The organism is Mycolicibacterium obuense (assembly GCF_055397605.1).
The window spans coordinates 2,080,162-2,098,046 of the sequence record NZ_AP043663.1 but is presented as its reverse complement, the minus strand read 5'-3'; the positions used below and the strand labels follow the sequence as shown (position 1 = coordinate 2,098,046).

Genomic DNA, 17,885 nt, shown 5'->3' with positions numbered 1-17,885 from the left:
AACTATCGAAATCCGGCAGACACTTCTGCGCAATTCCGACCCCCCGTCGGGATTACGCTGACCGTGTGCACGAGTTGTCCCTGTGTCACGCCATCGCCGGCGTGGTCCGCAGCCACGCCGACGGCCGGCCGGTCGAGGTGGTCCGGGTGCGCGTCGGCGCCCTCCGGCAGGTGGTCGCGGATTCGTTGCTGTTCTGCTGGTCGGTCGTCGCCGAACACGACGGCTTGGCCGGGGCGGCGCTGGAACTCGAGCAGGTGCCTGCGGCGGTGAGTTGCCGTGTGTGCGGGCAGGAATCGGAGATCACCTCACGATGGTCGGTGTGCTGCCCGGCCTGCGGGAGCGCCGACGTGACGGTGGTCCGGGGAGAGGAGTTCCTCGTGACATCGATCGATGTCGCCACCGAAGCAGCGGGGCACCGCAGTGGGTAGATTCCACCGCCACGACGACGGCACGGTGCACAGCCACGATCACGATCACGGTCACGGTCACGGCGATCACAGCGGATACCAGACCGCCGGACAGCGCATCGACGTGCTCGAAGCCATCTTCTCCGAGAACGACGTCCTCGCCGCGCAGAACCGGGAGATGTTCGCCGACAACGGAGTTCGTGCACTGAACGTGATGAGCTCACCGGGCTCCGGTAAGACAGCGGTGTTGAGTGCGACCCTCGACGAGCTGGCCGGTGAGCTCGCGGTCGGAATCATCGAAGGGGACATCGCCACGGACCTCGACGCCGCCCGCCTGGCAGGTCGGGGTGCGCAGATCTCACTACTCAACACCGACAACGGCTTTGGCGGTGAATGCCATCTCGACGCCCCGATGGTGCACCGGGCCCTGACGGGACTGGACCTCACCGTCCTCGACCTGGTGATCATCGAGAACGTCGGAAACCTGGTCTGCCCCGCGGAGTTCGACGTGGGTGAACACGCCAAAGCGATGGTCTACTCGCTGACCGAGGGCGAGGACAAGCCGCTGAAATATCCGGTGATGTTCCGGGCGGTCGACGTGGTGCTGCTGAACAAGATCGATCTCGCGCCCTACCTCGATGCCGACGTCGCCACCTACACCGACCGGATCCGGCAGGTCAATCCGGGCGCCACCGTACTGCCGGTCAGCGCCAAGACCGGCGAGGGCATGGCGCAGTGGTTCTCCTGGCTGCGCCGCTTCAGCGGGGCCTGACGTCTCACAGCGGCGATGCGCCGCGCAGATGTTCGAAGATCAGCGACGTCTGGGTGCCCGCGACGTCCGCGTCGGCGTTGAGGTTCTCCACGACGAACTTTCGCAGATCGTCGGTGTCACGGGCGGCGACGTGCAGAAGGAAATCGTCGGCGCCGGCGAGGAAGTACACATCCATCACCTGGGGCTTGCGCCGGATCTGACCGATGAAATTACGGATCTTGCCGCGGGCGTTGGCCTGAAGGCTCACCGAGATCATCGCCTGCAGAGTCAGCCCGATCGCCGCCGGATCGATGTCGGCGTAGAAGCCGCGGATGACGCCGAGTTCGGTCAGTCGTCGCACCCGTCCGTGACACGTGGACGGCGCGATGCCGATGAGTTCGGCCAGGGCGCTGTTGGGTAGCCGAGCGTCTGCGTGCAGTGCGGTCAGAATGCGTCGGTCGACATCGTCGAGAATGATCCGAACATCCTTCGACGAGGTCCGCGATGACGCAGGGGTTGCCGCTGATTCGTCTGACATGGACGCAGTCTACCGAATCTTCGTCATAAATATTGTGTATGCATCGATGTTTCTTCACACTTGGAGCAACTCTGCCCCAGTTTCCCCCGATTTCCAGGAGCAAAAATGCGCGTCGGTGTGCCGACCGAGATCAAGAACAACGAGTACCGGGTCGCGATCACGCCCGCCGGTGTGGCCGAGCTGACCCAGCGTGGCCACGACGTGCTGGTCCAGTCGGGCGCCGGCGATGGCTCGGCGATCACCGACGGCGACTTCAAGGCCGCGGGTGCGCAGATCGTCGCCGATGCCGACACCGTGTGGGGCGAAGCCGAACTGCTCCTCAAGGTCAAGGAGCCCATCGAGCCGGAGTACGCCAAGATGCGGGCCGGCCAGACGCTGTTCACCTATCTCCACCTGGCGGCCTCCAAGCCGTGCACCGATGCCCTCCTGGCCTCCGGCACCACCTCCATCGCCTACGAGACCGTGCAGACCGCCGACGGCGCTCTGCCGCTGCTGGCACCGATGAGCGAGGTCGCGGGCCGACTCTCGGCACAGGTCGGTGCGTACCACCTGATGCGCACGCAGGGCGGACGCGGCGTTCTGATGGGCGGCGTTCCCGGCGTGGCTCCCGCCAAGGTCGTCGTGATCGGCGGCGGCATGGCCGGTGACAACGCGGCAGCGGTGGCCTGGGGCATGGGTGCCCACGTGACGGTGTTCGACCTGAACATCAACACCCTGCGCAAGATCGATGCCGAGTACGGCGGCGCCATCGAGACCCGCTACTCCTCGAGCCTCGACCTGGAAGCCGCGGTCAAGGAAGCCGACCTGGTGATCGGGGCGGTCCTGATCCCGGGCGCCAAGGCACCCAAGCTCGTCACGAATTCCACTGTCGCAGAGATGAAGTCGGGCGCAGTACTGGTCGACATCGCCATCGACCAGGGCGGCTGCTTCGAGGATTCCCGGCCCACCACGCACGACGATCCCACGTTCGCGGTGCACGACACCGTGTTCTACTGCGTGGCGAACATGCCCGGCGCGGTGCCGCGGACGTCGACCTACGCACTCACCAACGCGACCATGCCCTACGTGCTCAAGCTCGCGGGCAAGGGGTGGCGCGACGCCTGCCGCGCCGACGCCGCGCTGGCCAAGGGCCTGTCGACGCACGACGGGGCGCTGCTGTCCGAGCAGGTGGCCACCGACCTCGGTCTGCCGTTCACCGATCCGGCCGGCCTGCTGGCCTGACAACCTCAGAACACCTCCCCGTCGACGTAGAACCAGCGACGGGCTCTCACAGCGAACCGGGACCGCTCATGCAGCGTCCCGGTTCGTTGGCTTTCCCGGTACGTCGCCCGGAACTCGACGGTGTCGGTGTGGGTGTCGAGGATCTCGAGGCCGGTCCACTGCACCGCCGGGTCGACGGTCACCCGCTCCGGTCGGGTGCGCGGATGCCACGTGCGCCAGAGGTAGTCGGCGTCGCCGACCGCGAACGCGGTGTAGCGCGAGCGCATCAACTCCTCGGCCGTGCGCGCCTGCTGCTCCCCCCTCAGCAGCGGCAGGCAGCACTGCTCGGCGGCCAGGCCGCGGCCACACCGGCAGAGGGCTTCCGACATGACTGCAGTGTGCCTTATTTGACGGGTGTCAAGTACACTCCCGGTATGTCTGTGCTGACCGACGTTCTTCCGAGCGCCCCGACCACCACGGCCGATGCGCTGGCGCTGTTCGACTCGCTGCCCGCCGTCGAGACCGAGTTCATGCTCGGCACCTGGCACGGCGCCGAAGTCCCGACCGGCCACCCCCTCGACGGCATGCTCGAGGCCAGCGGCTGGTGGGGCAAGCAATACACCGACAGTGAGACCGTGCACCCGCTGCTGTTCCCCACCCGGGACAGCTCCGGGTTGTGGCCGCTGAATCCGCTACCCGCGTTCGCCGGGCTCGGCATCGCGACCAAGATCCCGGGGCTCAAGGACCGCGATCTCTCGGGGCTCATCGCCGCGCTGCGGCCTGTGCTCGCCGCCCGCGGACCGAAGGCGCGCCTGCGCACCACGCGCTACCGCGGAGTGGACACCGCGACGATGATCTACGACCAGCTGCCCATCAACGACGTGTTCCGTCGGCTGGGCGAGGAGACTGTGCTGGGCGCCATGGATTTGCGCGGTATCCGCAAGCCGTACTTCTTCGTCTTGCACCGCGACAATTCACGCCGGCTGGGATAGCTCGGGCGCTACCGCCGCGGCGATCTCACCGATCAACGGTCGCAGGCTGTCGCCGTCGGGATCATCTGTGGCCGAACGGGTCATGATCGACAGAAGCCACCGCTGGCCCTGCGGGCCGTAGGCGACGCCGACATCGTTGGTGGTGCCGTATCCCCCACTGCCGGTCTTGTCCGCGGTCACCCACCCGCCCGGCAGTCCCGCGCGCATGCTCGACGTCTGATTGGCCCGCATCCAGTCCTCGAGCATTTGGCGGTGCGCCCCGTCGAGGACCTCACCGGTCAACACCGCCCGGAAGCCGGAGCCCAGTGCGCGAGGCGTACTGGTGTCGCGCGGATCGCCGGGGATTGCGGTGTTCAGCTCGGTTTCCCAGCGGTCCAGCCGCGTCCGGTCGTCGCCGATGCTGCGAGCGAAGTCGGTGATCGCCGACGGCCCGCCCAGGGTGCGCAGCAGCAGATTGCCCGCTGCGTTGTCGCTCTGCTGCAGCGCCGCCTGGCACAGTTCTGCGAGCGTCATCGTCGAGCCCACCCGAGGCTCGGTCACCGGGGAATGCTCACGGATGTCGCTGCGCCCCACCAGGACTGCGTCGGTCAGTGCCAATCGCCCCTGCTGCGCGCGCTGCAGCACGGCCGCTGACGCATAGGCTTTGAACGTCGAGCACATCGCCAACATGTCGTCGGCGCCGACCTCGACGGTGCGGTCCGAGCCGAGATCGACGGCGTACACGCCGATCCGGGCGTTGTGCCGACGCCCGAGCGCGGCCAGCCGATCACCGATCGGCGGCAGCGGCTCGGCGGGGTCCGCCAGCACGGTCGATCGCGAACAGGCGGCCAGGCCGGCCAGGGTCAGCCCGCCGACCAGGAGTCCGCGCCGGGAGACCGTCATCCGGCGATCGTCTGCAACGGTCGCGGCAAGGACCTGCGTCCCCGGACAGGACCCAGCACCGCCGCCCCGAACGGCCGGGTGAGCAGTTGTCGGGCAACGGCATTCACGTCGTCCAGGCTGACCTCGTCGATGCGATTCAATGTCTCGGCGATGGTGCGGTGCTGACCGTAGTTCAGCTCGCTGCGGCCCAGCCGGTTCATCCGCGACCCCGAGTCCTCCAGCCCGAGGACGAGACCGCCCCGCAGGGAACCCTTGGCGATCCGGCACTCGTCGGCGGTGATGCCGTCGCGCGCGACTTCGGCCAGCACGTCGGTGGTCACACGCACGACTTCGTCGAAGCGCTCGGGGAGGCAGCCCGCGTAGATCGACAGCGCTCCGCTGTCGGCGAAGGTGTCGACAGTCGAGTACACCGAGTACGCCAGACCGCGGGTCTCCCGGATCTGTTGGAACAGACGCGAACTGAGCCCTCCGCCGAGGGCGGTGTTGAGCACCGAGAGCGCCCAGCGCTGGTCCCAGTGCCGGCCCGGAGTACGGACCCCCAGGGACAGGTGGGTCTGTTCGGCGTCGCGCTTGACCACTTCCAGTGTCGGCCGACCGCTGACCCGTCCCGCACCCTTGCGGGGCGGGATCGGCGTGCGACCGCGCACCAGCCGGTCGCCGAAGTGCTCACGTACCAGCGCGACGACCTCGTGGTGATCGATGTTGCCGGCCACCGCCACCACCATGCGGTCGGGGGTGTAGCGGCGCAGGTGGAAGGAGTGCAGCTGCGCGCGTGTCATCGTCGAGATCGACTCCACGCTGCCGATCACGGGCCGGCCCACCGGATGGTCGCCGAACATCGCCGACAGGAAGACGTCGCCGAGGGTGTCCTCGGGATCGTCGTCGCGCATCGCGATCTCCTCGAGCACGACGTCGCGTTCGACCTCCACGTCGTCGGCGAAGCACTGTCCCCGCAGCACCACGTCGGCGACCAGATCGACGGCCAGCGCGAGGTCGGTGTCGAGCACGTGGGCGTAGTAGCAGGTGTGCTCGCGCGAGGTGAACGCGTTCAGTTCACCGCCGACGGCGTCGACGGCCTGGGCGATCTGCACGGCGGTGCGGGACGGGGTCGCCTTGAACAGCAGGTGTTCGAGGAAGTGGGCGGCACCGGCCACGCTGCGACCCTCGTCGCGCGATCCGACGTTGACCCACACCCCGACCGACGCCGAGTGCACATGCGGAATCCGCTCGGTGACCACACGCAGGCCACCGGGCAGATCCGTGCGACGGATCGCGGTCGATTTCTCGGCCGCGTCGCCACCACCGCGCACCCGGCGCAGTGCCGCCGCGCTAGCTGCCGGCGGTCGCGGCATCGGCGGGTGCGGGCGCTTCCGTACCGGCGGCTTCGGTGGTCGCTTCGGCAGCCTCTTCAGCCACCAGCACCAGCGAGATCTTGCCGCGGTTGTCGATGTCGGCGATCTCCACGCGGAGCTTGTCACCGACCTTGACGACGTCCTCGACCTTGTTGATGCGCTTGCCGCGGCCCAGCTTGCTGATGTGGACCAGCCCGTCACGACCCGGCAACAGCGACACGAAGGCGCCGAAATCGGTGGTCTTGACCACGGTTCCGAGGAACCGCTCGCCGATCTTGGGCAGCTGCGGGTTCGCGATGGCGTTGATCTTGTCGATCGCCGCCTGCGCCGCTTCGCCGTTGGACGCGCCCACGAACACCGTGCCGTCGTCCTCGATGGAAATCGACGCGCCGGTCTCCTCGGTGATCGAGTTGATCATCTTGCCCTTGGGCCCGATGACCTCACCGATCTTGTCGACCGGCACCTTGATCGTGGTGATCCGCGGGGCGTACGGGCTCATCTCGTCGGGGGCGTCGATGGCCTCGGCCATCACCTCGAGAATCGTGATGCGCGCGTCCTTGGCCTGCGCCAGCGCGCCGGCCAGCACCTGCGACGGGATGCCGTCGAGCTTGGTGTCGAGCTGCAGGGCGGTGACGAAGTCCTTGGTGCCGGCGCACTTGAAATCCATGTCGCCGAAGGCATCTTCGGCGCCCAGGATGTCGGTCAGCGTGACGAAGCGGCGCTCGGTCTTGCCATCCACCTCGACGTCGTCACTGACCAGACCCATCGCGATTCCCGCGACCGGCGCCTTCAGCGGCACACCGGCGTTGAGCAGCGACAGGGTCGAGGCGCACACCGAGCCCATCGAGGTGGACCCGTTGGAGCCCAACGCTTCCGAGACCTGACGGATGGCGTACGGGAACTCCTCGACGCTCGGCAGCACCGGCACCAGGGCGCGCTCGGCGAGCGCGCCGTGGCCGATCTCGCGCCGCTTGGGCGAGCCGACGCGGCCGGTCTCACCGGTCGAATACGGCGGGAAGTTGTAGTGGTGCATGTAGCGCTTGGAGGTCTCGGGCCCCAGCGAGTCGATCTGCTGGGCCATCTTGACCATGTCGAGGGTGGTGACACCCATGATCTGGGTCTCGCCACGCTCGAACAGCGCGCTGCCGTGGGCCCGCGGGATCACCGCGACCTCGGCCGACAGGGCGCGGATGTCGGTGACGCCGCGGCCGTCGATGCGGAAGTGGTCGGTCAGGATGCGCTGGCGCACAAGCTTTTTGGTCAGCGACCGGAACGCGGCGCCGATCTCCTTCTCACGGCCGGCGTACTGCTCGGCCAGCCGCTGCAGGACCTCGACCTTGATCTCGTCGGTGCGGTCGTTGCGCTCGTTCTTGCCCGCGATGGTCAGCGCCTCGGAGAGCGCGTCGGTGGCCACGGAGGCGACCGAGTAGTACACGTCGTCGCCGTACTCGGGGAACAGCGGGTACTCGGCGGTTTCCTTGCCGGCCGAGCCGGCCAGCTCGGCCTGCGCGTCGCACAGCACCGCGATGAACGGCTTGGCCGCTTCCAGGCCCTCGGCCACGACGGTCTCGGTCGGCGCACCGGCACCGCCGGCGACCAGCTCGATGACGTTCTCGGTCGCTTCGGCCTCGACCATCATGATCGCGACGTCATCCTCGACCTTGCGCCCCGCGACGACCATGTCGAACACGGCCCGCTCGAGTTGTTCCACGGTCGGGAACGCGACCCACTGACCGTCGATCAGAGCGACGCGCACGCCGCCGACCGGGCCGGAGAACGGCAGGCCGGAGATCTGCGTCGACGCCGAGGCGGCGTTGATCGCGAGGACGTCGTAGAGGTCCTTCGGATCAAGCGAGAGCACGGTGACGACGACCTGGATCTCGTTGCGCAGCCCGCTGACGAACGACGGGCGCAGCGGCCGGTCGATCAGGCGGCAGGTCAGGATCGCGTCGGTCGACGGGCGACCCTCGCGGCGGAAGAACGAGCCGGGGATCCGGCCCGCGGCGTACATCCGCTCCTCGACGTCGATGGTGAGCGGGAAGAAGTCGAAGTGCTCCTTGGGCGCCTTGCTGGCGGTGGTGGCACTGAGCAGCATGGTCTCGTCGTCGAGGTACGCGACGACGGCGCCGGCGGCCTGCTGGGCGAGCCGGCCGGTCTCGAACCGGATGGTGCGGGTGCCGAAGCTCCCGTTGTCGATCACGGCGGTGGCTTCGAACACGCCGTCTTCAATTTCAACTACAGACATGGACGTCCGTATGGCCTCTCTGGATCAATTCGCTGTTTTGCGTCGTCACAGCGCGTCGACCACCGCTTTCGATGCGGCTACGGCCATCGATCGAAGCTGCCGGCATTCCTATCCGGCAGCCACTACCGAAGACCGCGCGATCGAGCGGGTCGGCGATGCGACGTGCGGGAACGGCACTCGCGGGTCTGCGATGACCGCACCCAGGTGTCCGCCTCGAGAAAACCCGGAGCCGAACCAGGCCATCGTACTCTGCGGCCCGTGTCCGGCGAAAAACGACGGTCAGGCGCGCCGGCCCCATCCGCCGACGATCGTCGGCATCGTCCACACCGCACCGCGCTCCTCGATCGCTTCGCCGAGGCGTTGCTCGAGCGTGGCGAGGTCCAGATCGTCGGCAGTGGCCGCGCCGGACGCGATGATCGCGTCCTCGAGAGCCCGCACCACCCCGACGACGTAACCCGCCGCTTGGCGTGCCTGGGGCGGGAAGTACACCTGCAGACCGAGGGTGCCGACATCGGCATAGCCGGCCTGCTCGAAGAGGACGGGGAATCGCATCCCGACCGCCGCATCGGCCTGAGCGTGGGCGAAGCCGGCCTGAATCCAATCACCGACACGGGTGAAGAGATCGACCTCGGGCAGCGCCCGGGCGCCGGTCATGTCGTAGTCGACGGCGATGAACACGCCACCCGGACGCAGGTTGCGGCGGTGGTGAGCCAGCACGTCGGCCGCGTCGGGTAGGTGCATCAGCAGCAGCCGGCAGACCACGGCGTCGAACGGTTCGTCGCTGACGAACGTGCGAGCGTCGCCCTGCTCGAACAGGACATTGCCCAGCCCGAGATGCTCGCGGCGCTGTTCGGCGACGGCCAGCTGCGCGGGGTCCTGTTCGAGCCCCAGCACTGAACCCTCGTCACCGACGATGCCGGCGACGAGAAACGACACGTCGCCGGGACCGCTGCCCAGATCGAGAACGCGCATGCCGGGACGCAGCCCGCCACGCCGAAAAAGCATGTCGGTGGGTTCGGCGATGATCGCGGCCTGACCCTGCAGGCGGGCGATCTCGGCGTCGTCGCTGCCGAGGACGTAGTCGGGTGTTGCCACCCGTGTGACGTTAGCGCGTCAGCGGCGCAAGCCGAGGCGCTCAATCAGCGAGCGGTAGCGCGCGACGTCGACCTGGGCGACGTACTTGAGCAGCCGGCGGCGACGGCCGACGAGCAGCAACAGGCCGCGGCGCGAGTGGTGATCGTGCTTGTGCTGCTTGAGATGCTCGGTGAGATCCGAGATCCGCTTGGTCAGCAGGGCGACCTGGGCTTCCGGCGACCCCGTGTCGGTGTCGTGCAGGCCGTACTGGCCCAGGATTTCCTTCTTCTGGTCGGCAGTGAGCGCCACGAAACAACTCCATCGATTCGGTCCGCGAGTGAGAATCTAGGGTGCGGCCACCGCGAACTGCAGCGCGCACCAGGTCGGCGAGGAGTCTAGCAGCGCCCGCGACTCGACCCCAATTCGCGCAGGGCGCGGGCCCCGATTCGCTTCAGCGGGCCGACAGGATCGTGCGGGCGCGGTCGGTGTCGGCGTTCATCGCGACGATCAGCTCGTCCACCGAGTCGAATTTCTCCTGGCCCCGCAGCCGCGCGACGAAGTCCACGGCGACGTGCTGGCCGTACAGATCGGCGCTGGTGTCGAGCACGAACGCCTCGACGGTGCGGGTGCGGCCGGAGAACGTGGGATTGGTACCCACCGACACCGCCGCCTGGTACCGCTCTCCCGGCGTCACGGTGCCGACGACCGGTCCGTGCCCCAACACCGTGAACCACGCGGCGTAGACACCGTCGGCGGGGATCGCCGAGTACATGGGCGGGGCCACGTTGGCGGTCGGGAAACCGAGGTCGCGGCCCCGGCCGTCGCCGCGTACGACCACGCCTTCCACCCGGTGGGCGCGGCCCAGCGCCTCGGCGGCCGCCACCATGTCGCCGGCATCCACGCAGGACCTGATGTAGGTCGAGGAGAAGGTGACCGTCTCGTCGCGGTGGTGTTCGGCCACCAGGCTCAGCGAATCCACCGCGAATCCGAACCGCTCACCGGCCTTGCGGAGGAGCTCGACGTTGCCGGCCGCCTTCTTGCCGAACGTGAAGTTCTCCCCCACCACGACCTCGACCACGTGGAGGCGCTCGACGAGCAGTTCATGGATGTAGCGCTCAGGCGTGAGCTTCATGAAGTCGGCGGTGAACGGGACGACCAGGAACACGTCGATGCCCATTTCCTCGACGAGCTCGGCGCGCCGGGTCAGCGTCGTCAGTTGGGCGGGGTGACTGCCCGGGAACACGACCTCCATCGGATGGGGGTCGAAGGTCATCAGCACGGTGGGTACGCCCCGGGCGCGGCCGGCCTTGACCGCGCCGTTGATCAGTTCCTGATGACCCCGGTGGACGCCGTCGAACACCCCTATGGTGACGACGCACCGGCCCCAGTCGGTGGGGATGTCGTCTTGACCCCGCCAGCGTTGCACGCCGCAAGCCTACGGCGTGCCGGCGACGCCGGCTCGAACTGTGGCGAAGCAGCGCCACCGGATCAGGTGATGTTTGCCTAAACTCTTGGACTTATGAGTCCTGAAGCCAAGCCGCCGGAGCTGACGACGGTGGCCCAGGACTACCTGAAGGTCATCTGGACGGCGCAGGAGTGGTCCCACGAAAAGGTGAGCACCAAGCTGCTCGCCGAGCGAATCGGCGTCTCGGCCAGCACCGCGTCGGAGTCCATCCGCAAGCTCGCCGACCAGGGATTGGTCGATCACGAGAAGTACGGCGCGGTGACGCTGACCGACGCGGGACGCCATGCGGCGCTGGCCATGGTCCGCCGCCACCGGCTGATGGAGACCTTCCTGGTGCGCGAGCTCGGCTACGGCTGGGATGAGGTGCACGACGAAGCCGAGGTGCTCGAACACGCCGTCTCCGACCGGATGCTCGACCGCATCGACGCCAAGCTCGGCTACCCGACGCGCGATCCGCACGGAGATCCGATTCCCGCCGCCGACGGCCGCGTGCCCACCCCGCCGGCCCGCCAGCTGTCGGCCTGCCAGAACGGCGAGGCGGGCACGATCGCCCGGATCTCCGACGCCGATCCGGAGATGCTGCGCTACTTCGACTCCGTGGGCATCAACCTGGATTCGCACATCCGGGTGGTCGCGCGGCGGGATTTCGCCGGCATGATCTCGGTCGCCGTGCACGATCCTCACGACAGCGACGGACCGGACGAGATGACCGTCGATTTAGGAAGCCCAGCCGCAGAAGCAATCTGGGTCATTGCACAGTGATTGCATAGGAGCGCACGCGAGATGGCCAAACTCGAACTGTCCCGATCCCTGCCGATGTCGGCCGACGATGCCTGGGCGCACGTGTCCGACCTGTCCACACTCGGGGACTGGATGGTGCTGCACCAGGGTTGGCGCTCCGATCTGCCCGGCGAACTCGCGGTCGGCACCACGATCGTGGGGGTCGCCGGGGCAAAGGGAATGCGTAACCGTGTGACGTGGACGGTCCGCGAGCTCGATCCCCCCAAGACGTTGGCGATCAGCGGCGAGGGCGTCGGAGGAACCCGGTACAAGCTCTCGATGAACGTCGCCGACACCAAGGACGGGTGCGCATTCACCCTCCGGATGGATCTCGGCGGCGCGCCGTTGTTCGGACCGATCGGTGCCGCGGCATCACGAGCGGTGAAGGGCGACCTCGACGCGTCGATCAAGAAGTTCGAGAAGCTCTACGCGTAGCAGTCGGAGTTCGAGCTCCGACGATATCGCGAAGCACGCGAACGACATTCGCGACCAGCGGCTCTACAGCGTCGCCGGCCGGATCACGACCACCGAGGCGGTTCTCTCCCCGGCGTCGCGCAGCAGTGCCATCACCCGGCCGTCCGGTGCCGTCGCCGCATAGACGCCGTCGACACCGGCGGCCGCCAACGGGCGGCCGTGTCCGGTGTCGATCACCTCGGCGTCGGTCAGGTCTCGGCGCGGAAACGCCTGCAGGCAGGCATCGTCGAGGCTGTAGCTCAACGTCGGTGCGTCGGCGAGCTGCTCCAGCGTGCGGGCGTGGTCGAGGCCGAACCGGCCCACCCGGGTGCGCCGCAGCGCGGTGAGATGGCCCCCCACCCCGAGCGTGTCCCCCACATCGCGGGCGAGCGCTCGGATGTAGGTACCGCTTGAACAGTCCACCGCCACATCGACATCGACGACACCTCCACCGCGGCGCACCGCCAGGACGTCGAAGCGGTCGATGCGCACCGGACGCGCGGGCAACTCGACCGCCTCCCCGTCGCGCACCATCTGATAGGCCCGCTTACCGGCGACCTTGATCGCGCTGACCGCGGACGGGATCTGCTCGATGGCTCCCCGCAGCGGCGCCACCGCGGCCTCGATCTGCTCGTCGGTCACCCCAGCCGCCGACACAGATCGGAGTAGTTCACCTTCGGCGTCCTCGGTGGTCGTCGTCTGCCCCAGCCGGATCGTCGCGTCATAGGACTTGTCGGTCGCGGTCAGCAGACCCAGGATCTTGGTGGCCCGGTCGATGCCGACGACCAGCACCCCGGTCGCCATCGGGTCCAGGGTCCCGGCATGGCCCACCTTGCGGGTACCGAACAGCCGGCGGCACCGGCCCACCACGTCGTGGCTCGTCATCCCGGCCGGTTTGTCGACGATGACCAGGCCCGGCGTGCTCACAGCACGATCGCGGTCAGCGTGATGCCGCTTCGCACCGCCCACCGACCGTTCAGAGCCGTCAGCGGCGGACCGGACAGCGCCTCGGGGTCGATCAGGATCTCGGAGGTGAACGTGCCGGCCTGACCCGATCCGTCGACGTCGAAGGTGATGTGGGCATCCTCGAACCCGAGCCACCGCCGCGTCAGCGGGAACCACGCCTTGTACGTGGCTTCCTTGGCGCAGAACAACACTCGGTCCCAGTGCACGCCGGACGGCAGGGCTCTCAGTTCCGAGCGCTCCGCCGGGATGCTGATCGCGTCGAGCACACCGTCGGGCAGCACCCCGTTCGGTTCGGCATCGATACCCACCGAGCGGACCCGCTCGCTGCGTCCGACCGCGGCGCCGCGAAATCCCTCACAGTGGGTCAGGCTGCCGACGAACCCGTCGGGCCAACGCGGTTCGCCCTTGTCTCCCTTGAGGATCGGGGCAGGTTCTGCGCCGAGTTCGACCAGCGCCTGGCGCGCGCAGTAGCGCGCGCTGATGAACTCGTTGCGGCGTTTGGGCACCGACTTGGCGATCAGCGGCTCCTCTTCGGGCAGCGGCGCCAATTCCCTGGGGTCGGAATACAATTCGGCCGCGGCCAGCCCATCCAGGTCGCCGGGCAGCACGCCGGCCAGCAGGGTTGCGGCGATCATGCCCTGTCCCTGATGCGTTGCTGCATCTTCTCGGCGTGATCCCGCATCTCCTGCGTGATCTGGAAGTGGCCGCCGAACTCGTTGAGATAGCCGGGGCTGTACTGCGGATCGGGCAGGATCTGGCGCAACCATCGGTAGGGCCGACGGCGCCGCCACTCGCGCGGGTAACCGACCGACACCTCCTCGAAGCGCACCCCGTCGTACCAGGTGGTCCGCGGGATGTGCAGGTGGCCGTAGACCGAGCACACCGCGTTGTAGCGGGTGTGCCAGTCCGCAGTCGCGGTGGTGCCGCACCACATCGCGAACTCGGGATAGAACAGCGCGTCGCAAGGGTCGCGCACCATCGGGAAGTGGTTGACCTGCACGGTCTGGTCCATCCAGTCCAGGTCCTCGAGCCGCTTGCGGGTGTAGGCGACCCGCTCGCGGCACCACGCGTCGCGCGTGGAGTACGGCTCGGCCGAGAGCAGGTACTCGTCGGTCGCCACGACGTTGCGGTCCTTGGCGATCGTCAGACCCTCGGCCTTGGTGCCCGCCCCCTGCGGCAGGAACGAGTAGTCGTAGAGCAGGAACATCGGCACGATCGTCGCCGGGCCACCCTCGTCGGTCCACACCGGGAACGGGTGCTCGGGGGTGATCACGCCCATCTCGTCACACATCGTGACCAGGTAGTCGTAGCGGGACTTGCCGAAGATCTGCATCGGATCGCGGGTCGTGGTCCACAACTCGTGATTGCCCGGCACCCAGATGACCTTCGCGAACCGCTTGCGCAGCAGGTCCAGCGCCCACCGGATCTCGTCGGTGCGCTCGGCCACGTCGCCGGCGACGATCAGCCAGTCATCGGGCGACGCGGGGTGCAGCGACTCGGTGACCGGCTTGTTCCCGGTGTGCCCGGTGTGAAGATCGCTGACCGCCCACAGCGTCGGGCGGCGATCCTCGGAGTTCACAACCTGTCAGCCTACTGGTGCCCCGCACACCCCCGCCGCCCGGCAACTAGAACAGGTTCTAAGGTCTTGCCGTGCGGCCGGTCACCGGCCGTTACACTCCGGGCAGGGACGGGGCCGAATCAGGATTTGAGGGGTGCGATGCTCGCGAAGGCGCGACTGCTGTCGGCACTGTGTGCTCTCGTCGCCGCTGTGGTGGTGGTGTCCCAGGTGCAACCGGACCCGGCGGCCGGTCCGGACGCAGTCCAGCTGCGATCCACCGACATTCCGATGACCACGATCAAGTCGCCGGTGATCGCGACCGTCAACCCCGACCCGTTCGATCCGTGCCGGGACATCCCGCTCGACGTCGTCCAGCGCATCGGGCTGGCTTACACCCCGCCCGACCCCGAGGACGCTCTGCGCTGCCACTACGACGCCGGCAACTATCAGATGGCCGTCGAGGCATTCGTGTGGCGCACCTACGAGCAGACGCTGCCGGCCGACGCGGTCGAGCTCGACATCGACGGCCACCGCGCGGCGCAGTACTGGATTATGAAGCCCACCGACTGGAACAACCGGTGGTGGATCACCTGCATGATCGCGTTCAAGACCAGCTACGGCGTGATCCAGCAGTCGCTGTTCTATTCACCGATCTACTCCGAACCCGACCCGGACTGCATGCAGACCAATCTGCAGCGCGCGCACGAGCTGGCACCGTTCTACAAATTCTGAGTACGTAACCTGGCGCGGGTGAGCGTCAAGCATGCCGTGACGAGCCGGCTCTCCAGCCTGCTCCATCTCCCGCCGCCGAGCACCGAGGTCGACGTCGAGCGCAGCATGCGGGTGCCGATGCGCGACGGGATCGACCTGGTCGCCGACCACTACGCACCGCGCAGCGGGACCCCCGCGGGAACCCTGCTGGTGCGCGGCCCCTACGGCCGGGCCTGGCCGTTCGCGGCGCTGTACGCGCAGGTGTACGCCGCACGCGGCTACCACGTGCTGCTGCAGAGCGTGCGCGGCACCTTCGGCTCAGGTGGTGCGTTCGATCCGTTCGTCCACGAGGTCGACGACGGTGCCGACACCGTCGCCTGGCTGCGTGAGCAGCCGTGGTTCACCGGCACGTTCGGCACGATCGGACTGTCCTATCTCGGCTGGACACAGTGGGCGCTGCTGGCCGATCCGCCCCCAGAACTGAAGGCCGCGGTCATCACTGTGGGCCCCCACGACGTCACCGGGCCGCGCTGGGGCACCGGCTCGTTCGCGCTCAACGACTTCCTCGGGTGGAGCGATCTGGTCGGCCGTCAGGAGGACGGGCACCGGGTGCGGCAGCTCCTGCGGCAAGCCCGCGCGCAGCGGCAGGTCGCCGCCGCATCGCTGGGTGTGCCGCTCGGCGAGTCCAGTCGGGCGTTGCTCGGTGACGGGGCGAGATGGTTCGAATCATGGCTCGATCACCCCGACAGCGGGGACCCGTTCTGGACGGGCCTGCACCTCGGCGACGCCCTGGAGCGCACCGATGTTCCGGTGCTGCTGCTGTCCGGCTGGCAGGACCTGTTCCTCGAGCAGACGCTCGAGCAGTACCGCCGACTGCATGCCCGAGGAGTGACGACGGGCCTGACGGTGGGCCCGTGGACCCACTCGCACATGATGACGAGCGCGGCACCGACCGCACTGCGCGAATCGCTGGACTGGCTCGGCGCCCACCTCGGCGCCGATCCAGATGGGGTCCCACTGCAGCGCGCTTCACCGGTGCGCATCCATGTCGGCGGCGCCGGGCAGGGGTCCGGCTGGTACGACCTGCCGGACTGGCCGCCCGCGTCGACCGAGCAGGTGTTCCACCTGCAGCCGTCGCACCGCCTCGGCGCCGAGCAACCGGCACCGGCCGGGGAAGCCACCTTCGTCTACAACCCCTCCGACCCCACCCCGACCATCGGCGGTCGGCTGCTCTCCCCCGCCGCCGGCTACCGAGATGACACCGCCCTCGCCCGCCGCGCCGACGTGCTGACCTTCACCAGCGCGCCCCTGGCAGCCGATCTCCGGGTGATCGGCGAGCCGTTCGTGGAACTGGCGCACCGATGCGCGAACCCCTACAACGACCTGTTCGTCCGCCTCAGTGAGGTCGACGCACAGGGTCGTTCACGCAATGTCAGCGACGGATACCTCGCATCAGTGCCCGATGCGGACAGTGTGCGGATCGATCTCGACGCGATGGCCCGCGTCTTCCCCGCCGGATCCCGCATCCGGGTCCTGATCGCCGGCGGATCGCACCCCCGGTTCGTCCGCAACCTGGGTTCGGGCGAAACGCTCTCCACAGCAACGACATTGACGACGGCCCGCCACACGGTGACGCTGGACGGCCGGTCCCGGCTGGTGCTGCCGTCAGCCGACTGAGCGGCACACGCGCGCGGCGATCCGACGCAGCGTCGCGTCGTCGTGCACCGGCGGACCCCACCGGGGCGTGATCGGCAGGTTCACCCAGCTGGTGCATCCGCGGTAGTCGGGGGTGCGCGGCAGCGTCACAGGTTCGGCCAGTGCCGCGGCGGACACGACGAGCACGGTCAGCCGATGCCGGGGGCGGAAGTCCAGCCGATCTTCGCGTACCGAGTTCGCGGTCCAGATGTGTTGGTCGGCAATGTCGTCGAGCTCGTCAGGGCGGTTGACCTCGATCGTGTCGATCACGCGGGCGCCGGCACGCACCACGACCTCGTCGTCGGTGCTGTCCGCTGCCGCGGGCCCGAGCAGATCGCGGTGTTCGGGTCTCACGCGTTCGGTGTGGCTGTGCGCCACCGTGGGGAACAACAGGAAACGCGGCGCGGCCACCTCGAAGCGCTTTTCGTGGATCCCGCCTTTGCGCAGCAGCACCGTCTGCCTGCCGTCGAGCAGCGCGTGTACTGCCGCGCTCCACTCCTTGAGCCCGGGGCTGGTCAGCGTCGCGGTCACGATCGGGCGAGGCGCGCCTGCACCTCGGGACGACGAAGAGGCGGAACGGTTTTGGGAGGTTGTCTGCGCGGCTGCAAACCGGCGAGCAGGCGCCGGGTCGTCGCGGTCACCTCGGCCACCGCGGCCTCGAACGCGTCGACATTCGCCCCGGACGGTCGGGTGATACCGCTGACCTTGCGGACGTACTGACGCGCGGCGGCCTGGACCTCCTCGTCGGTCGCCGCCGGTTCCAGACCACGCAATTCGGTGATGTTTCGGCACATGACCTCCACGATAGGCGCGGGC

The 17,885-nt window shown here is 68.3% G+C and carries 21 protein-coding genes; 8 read left to right on the top strand and 13 right to left on the bottom strand.

The genetic code is table 11. The features are described 5' to 3' along the window. Window positions 1-65: 65 nt before the first annotated feature. Together ACZ50N_RS09990 and hypB are read left to right on the top strand one after the other, a co-directional pair. On the top strand, window positions 66-428 hold the full coding sequence (locus ACZ50N_RS09990) for a hydrogenase maturation nickel metallochaperone HypA (protein ID WP_046364075.1): 363 nt from the start codon (window positions 66-68) through the stop codon (window positions 426-428). Continuing rightward, window positions 421-1,179, top strand: coding sequence for a hydrogenase nickel incorporation protein HypB (hypB, locus tag ACZ50N_RS09985; protein WP_046364074.1), 759 nt, complete (start codon window positions 421-423; stop codon window positions 1,177-1,179). Before ACZ50N_RS09990 ends, hypB begins: the two co-directional genes overlap by 8 nt. Before the next feature lie 4 nt (window positions 1,180-1,183). Here hypB and aldR read toward each other — a convergent pair whose 3' ends face one another. Next, window positions 1,184-1,696 (bottom strand): HTH-type transcriptional regulator AldR, encoded by a 513-nt coding sequence (gene aldR / locus ACZ50N_RS09980; protein ID WP_464475262.1) that lies wholly within the window; start codon window positions 1,694-1,696, stop codon window positions 1,184-1,186. Between the two features lie 105 nt (window positions 1,697-1,801). Between aldR and ald the strand changes: the two genes are divergently transcribed. Further along, window positions 1,802-2,917, top strand: coding sequence for an alanine dehydrogenase (gene ald / locus ACZ50N_RS09975; protein ID WP_046364072.1), 1,116 nt, complete (start codon window positions 1,802-1,804; stop codon window positions 2,915-2,917). Window positions 2,918-2,922: 5 nt separating this feature from the next. Here ald and ACZ50N_RS09970 read toward each other — a convergent pair whose 3' ends face one another. After that, window positions 2,923-3,285: a YchJ family protein gene (locus ACZ50N_RS09970; RefSeq protein WP_464475261.1), complete on the bottom strand. Its 363-nt coding sequence runs from the start codon at window positions 3,283-3,285 to the stop codon at window positions 2,923-2,925. A gap of 45 nt (window positions 3,286-3,330) precedes the next feature. Between ACZ50N_RS09970 and ACZ50N_RS09965 the strand changes: the two genes are divergently transcribed. After that, complete coding sequence (locus ACZ50N_RS09965) at window positions 3,331-3,888, top strand: DUF4334 domain-containing protein (RefSeq protein WP_046364070.1); 558 nt, start codon at window positions 3,331-3,333, stop codon at window positions 3,886-3,888. Here the strand turns inward: ACZ50N_RS09965 and bla are convergent. The 6 genes from bla to ACZ50N_RS09935 form a co-directional block, all read right to left on the bottom strand. Beyond that, the gene (gene bla / locus ACZ50N_RS09960; protein WP_464475260.1) at window positions 3,871-4,770 is read right to left on the bottom strand and encodes a class A beta-lactamase; all 900 of its coding nucleotides are present in this window, start codon (window positions 4,768-4,770) and stop codon (window positions 3,871-3,873) included. The two genes, ACZ50N_RS09965 and bla, sit on opposite strands and share 18 nt — an antisense overlap. Next, a complete protein-coding gene (locus ACZ50N_RS09955; RefSeq protein WP_083614497.1) occupies window positions 4,767-6,122 on the bottom strand; it encodes a M16 family metallopeptidase in 1,356 nt (451 codons plus the stop codon). The genes bla and ACZ50N_RS09955 overlap by 4 nt, the downstream gene beginning before the upstream one ends. Next, window positions 6,100-8,367: a polyribonucleotide nucleotidyltransferase gene (locus tag ACZ50N_RS09950; protein ID WP_046364068.1), complete on the bottom strand. Its 2,268-nt coding sequence runs from the start codon at window positions 8,365-8,367 to the stop codon at window positions 6,100-6,102. Before ACZ50N_RS09950 ends, ACZ50N_RS09955 begins: the two co-directional genes overlap by 23 nt. Window positions 8,368-8,646: 279 nt before the next feature. After that, on the bottom strand, window positions 8,647-9,462 hold the full coding sequence (locus tag ACZ50N_RS09945) for a class I SAM-dependent methyltransferase (RefSeq protein ID WP_464475259.1): 816 nt from the start codon (window positions 9,460-9,462) through the stop codon (window positions 8,647-8,649). A gap of 18 nt (window positions 9,463-9,480) precedes the next feature. Further along, entirely contained in the window at window positions 9,481-9,750 is a 270-nt protein-coding gene (rpsO, locus tag ACZ50N_RS09940; protein WP_046364067.1) for a 30S ribosomal protein S15, read from the bottom strand. A 142-nt stretch (window positions 9,751-9,892) separates the two neighbouring features. Further along, complete coding sequence (locus tag ACZ50N_RS09935; protein WP_046364066.1) at window positions 9,893-10,867, bottom strand: bifunctional riboflavin kinase/FAD synthetase; 975 nt, start codon at window positions 10,865-10,867, stop codon at window positions 9,893-9,895. Window positions 10,868-10,960: 93 nt separating this feature from the next. Between ACZ50N_RS09935 and mntR the strand changes: the two genes are divergently transcribed. Together mntR and ACZ50N_RS09925 are read left to right on the top strand one after the other, a co-directional pair. After that, window positions 10,961-11,668: a manganese-binding transcriptional regulator MntR gene (mntR, locus tag ACZ50N_RS09930; RefSeq protein WP_046364065.1), complete on the top strand. Its 708-nt coding sequence runs from the start codon at window positions 10,961-10,963 to the stop codon at window positions 11,666-11,668. 21 nt (window positions 11,669-11,689) lie between these two features. Then, window positions 11,690-12,121, top strand: coding sequence for a type II toxin-antitoxin system Rv0910 family toxin (locus ACZ50N_RS09925; protein ID WP_046364064.1), 432 nt, complete (start codon window positions 11,690-11,692; stop codon window positions 12,119-12,121). A gap of 63 nt (window positions 12,122-12,184) precedes the next feature. Here ACZ50N_RS09925 and truB read toward each other — a convergent pair whose 3' ends face one another. From truB to ACZ50N_RS09910, 3 genes are read right to left on the bottom strand one after another with little or no spacing between them, the layout of a single operon-like run. After that, window positions 12,185-13,066 (bottom strand): tRNA pseudouridine(55) synthase TruB, encoded by an 882-nt coding sequence (gene truB, locus ACZ50N_RS09920; RefSeq protein WP_464475258.1) that lies wholly within the window; start codon window positions 13,064-13,066, stop codon window positions 12,185-12,187. Beyond that, complete coding sequence (gene pptT, locus ACZ50N_RS09915; protein WP_133413187.1) at window positions 13,063-13,740, bottom strand: 4'-phosphopantetheinyl transferase PptT; 678 nt, start codon at window positions 13,738-13,740, stop codon at window positions 13,063-13,065. Before pptT ends, truB begins: the two co-directional genes overlap by 4 nt. Continuing rightward, window positions 13,737-14,684: an ACP phosphodiesterase PptH gene (locus tag ACZ50N_RS09910; protein WP_046364062.1), complete on the bottom strand. Its 948-nt coding sequence runs from the start codon at window positions 14,682-14,684 to the stop codon at window positions 13,737-13,739. Before ACZ50N_RS09910 ends, pptT begins: the two co-directional genes overlap by 4 nt. A 138-nt stretch (window positions 14,685-14,822) precedes the next feature. Between ACZ50N_RS09910 and ACZ50N_RS09905 the strand changes: the two genes are divergently transcribed. Together ACZ50N_RS09905 and ACZ50N_RS09900 are read left to right on the top strand one after the other, a co-directional pair. Then, window positions 14,823-15,395 carry a DUF3558 domain-containing protein gene (locus tag ACZ50N_RS09905; protein WP_046364061.1) on the top strand — a complete coding sequence of 191 codons (573 nt, stop codon included), beginning with the start codon at window positions 14,823-14,825 and terminating at the stop codon, window positions 15,393-15,395. Window positions 15,396-15,413: 18 nt separating this feature from the next. Continuing rightward, window positions 15,414-17,051 carry a CocE/NonD family hydrolase gene (locus ACZ50N_RS09900; protein ID WP_464475257.1) on the top strand — a complete coding sequence of 546 codons (1,638 nt, stop codon included), beginning with the start codon at window positions 15,414-15,416 and terminating at the stop codon, window positions 17,049-17,051. Here the strand turns inward: ACZ50N_RS09900 and ACZ50N_RS09895 are convergent. Both ACZ50N_RS09895 and ACZ50N_RS09890 read right to left on the bottom strand, forming a co-directional pair. Further along, window positions 17,040-17,600 (bottom strand): DUF1802 family protein, encoded by a 561-nt coding sequence (locus ACZ50N_RS09895; protein WP_464475256.1) that lies wholly within the window; start codon window positions 17,598-17,600, stop codon window positions 17,040-17,042. The two genes, ACZ50N_RS09900 and ACZ50N_RS09895, sit on opposite strands and share 12 nt — an antisense overlap. Then, window positions 17,597-17,863 (bottom strand): DUF2277 domain-containing protein, encoded by a 267-nt coding sequence (locus ACZ50N_RS09890; protein WP_464475255.1) that lies wholly within the window; start codon window positions 17,861-17,863, stop codon window positions 17,597-17,599. The genes ACZ50N_RS09895 and ACZ50N_RS09890 overlap by 4 nt, the downstream gene beginning before the upstream one ends. Window positions 17,864-17,885 lie beyond the last annotated feature (22 nt).

Excerpts from the sequence above, each read along its gene's own strand:
- aldR (WP_464475262.1), bottom strand. The coding sequence starts at position 1,696 with ATGTCAGACGAATCAGCGGCAACCCCTGCGTCATCGCGGACCTCGTCG.
- ald (WP_046364072.1), top strand. The coding sequence starts at position 1,802 with ATGCGCGTCGGTGTGCCGACCGAGATCAAGAACAACGAGTACCGGGTC.
- ACZ50N_RS09970 (WP_464475261.1), bottom strand. The coding sequence starts at position 3,285 with ATGTCGGAAGCCCTCTGCCGGTGTGGCCGCGGCCTGGCCGCCGAGCAG.
- ACZ50N_RS09965 (WP_046364070.1), top strand. The coding sequence starts at position 3,331 with ATGTCTGTGCTGACCGACGTTCTTCCGAGCGCCCCGACCACCACGGCC.
- bla (WP_464475260.1), bottom strand. The coding sequence starts at position 4,770 with ATGACGGTCTCCCGGCGCGGACTCCTGGTCGGCGGGCTGACCCTGGCC.
- ACZ50N_RS09955 (WP_083614497.1), bottom strand. The coding sequence starts at position 6,122 with ATGCCGCGACCGCCGGCAGCTAGCGCGGCGGCACTGCGCCGGGTGCGC.
- ACZ50N_RS09950 (WP_046364068.1), bottom strand. The coding sequence starts at position 8,367 with ATGTCTGTAGTTGAAATTGAAGACGGCGTGTTCGAAGCCACCGCCGTG.
- mntR (WP_046364065.1), top strand. The coding sequence starts at position 10,961 with ATGAGTCCTGAAGCCAAGCCGCCGGAGCTGACGACGGTGGCCCAGGAC.
- ACZ50N_RS09925 (WP_046364064.1), top strand. The coding sequence starts at position 11,690 with ATGGCCAAACTCGAACTGTCCCGATCCCTGCCGATGTCGGCCGACGAT.
- pptT (WP_133413187.1), bottom strand. The coding sequence starts at position 13,740 with ATGATCGCCGCAACCCTGCTGGCCGGCGTGCTGCCCGGCGACCTGGAT.
- ACZ50N_RS09905 (WP_046364061.1), top strand. The coding sequence starts at position 14,823 with ATGCTCGCGAAGGCGCGACTGCTGTCGGCACTGTGTGCTCTCGTCGCC.
- ACZ50N_RS09890 (WP_464475255.1), bottom strand. The coding sequence starts at position 17,863 with ATGTGCCGAAACATCACCGAATTGCGTGGTCTGGAACCGGCGGCGACC.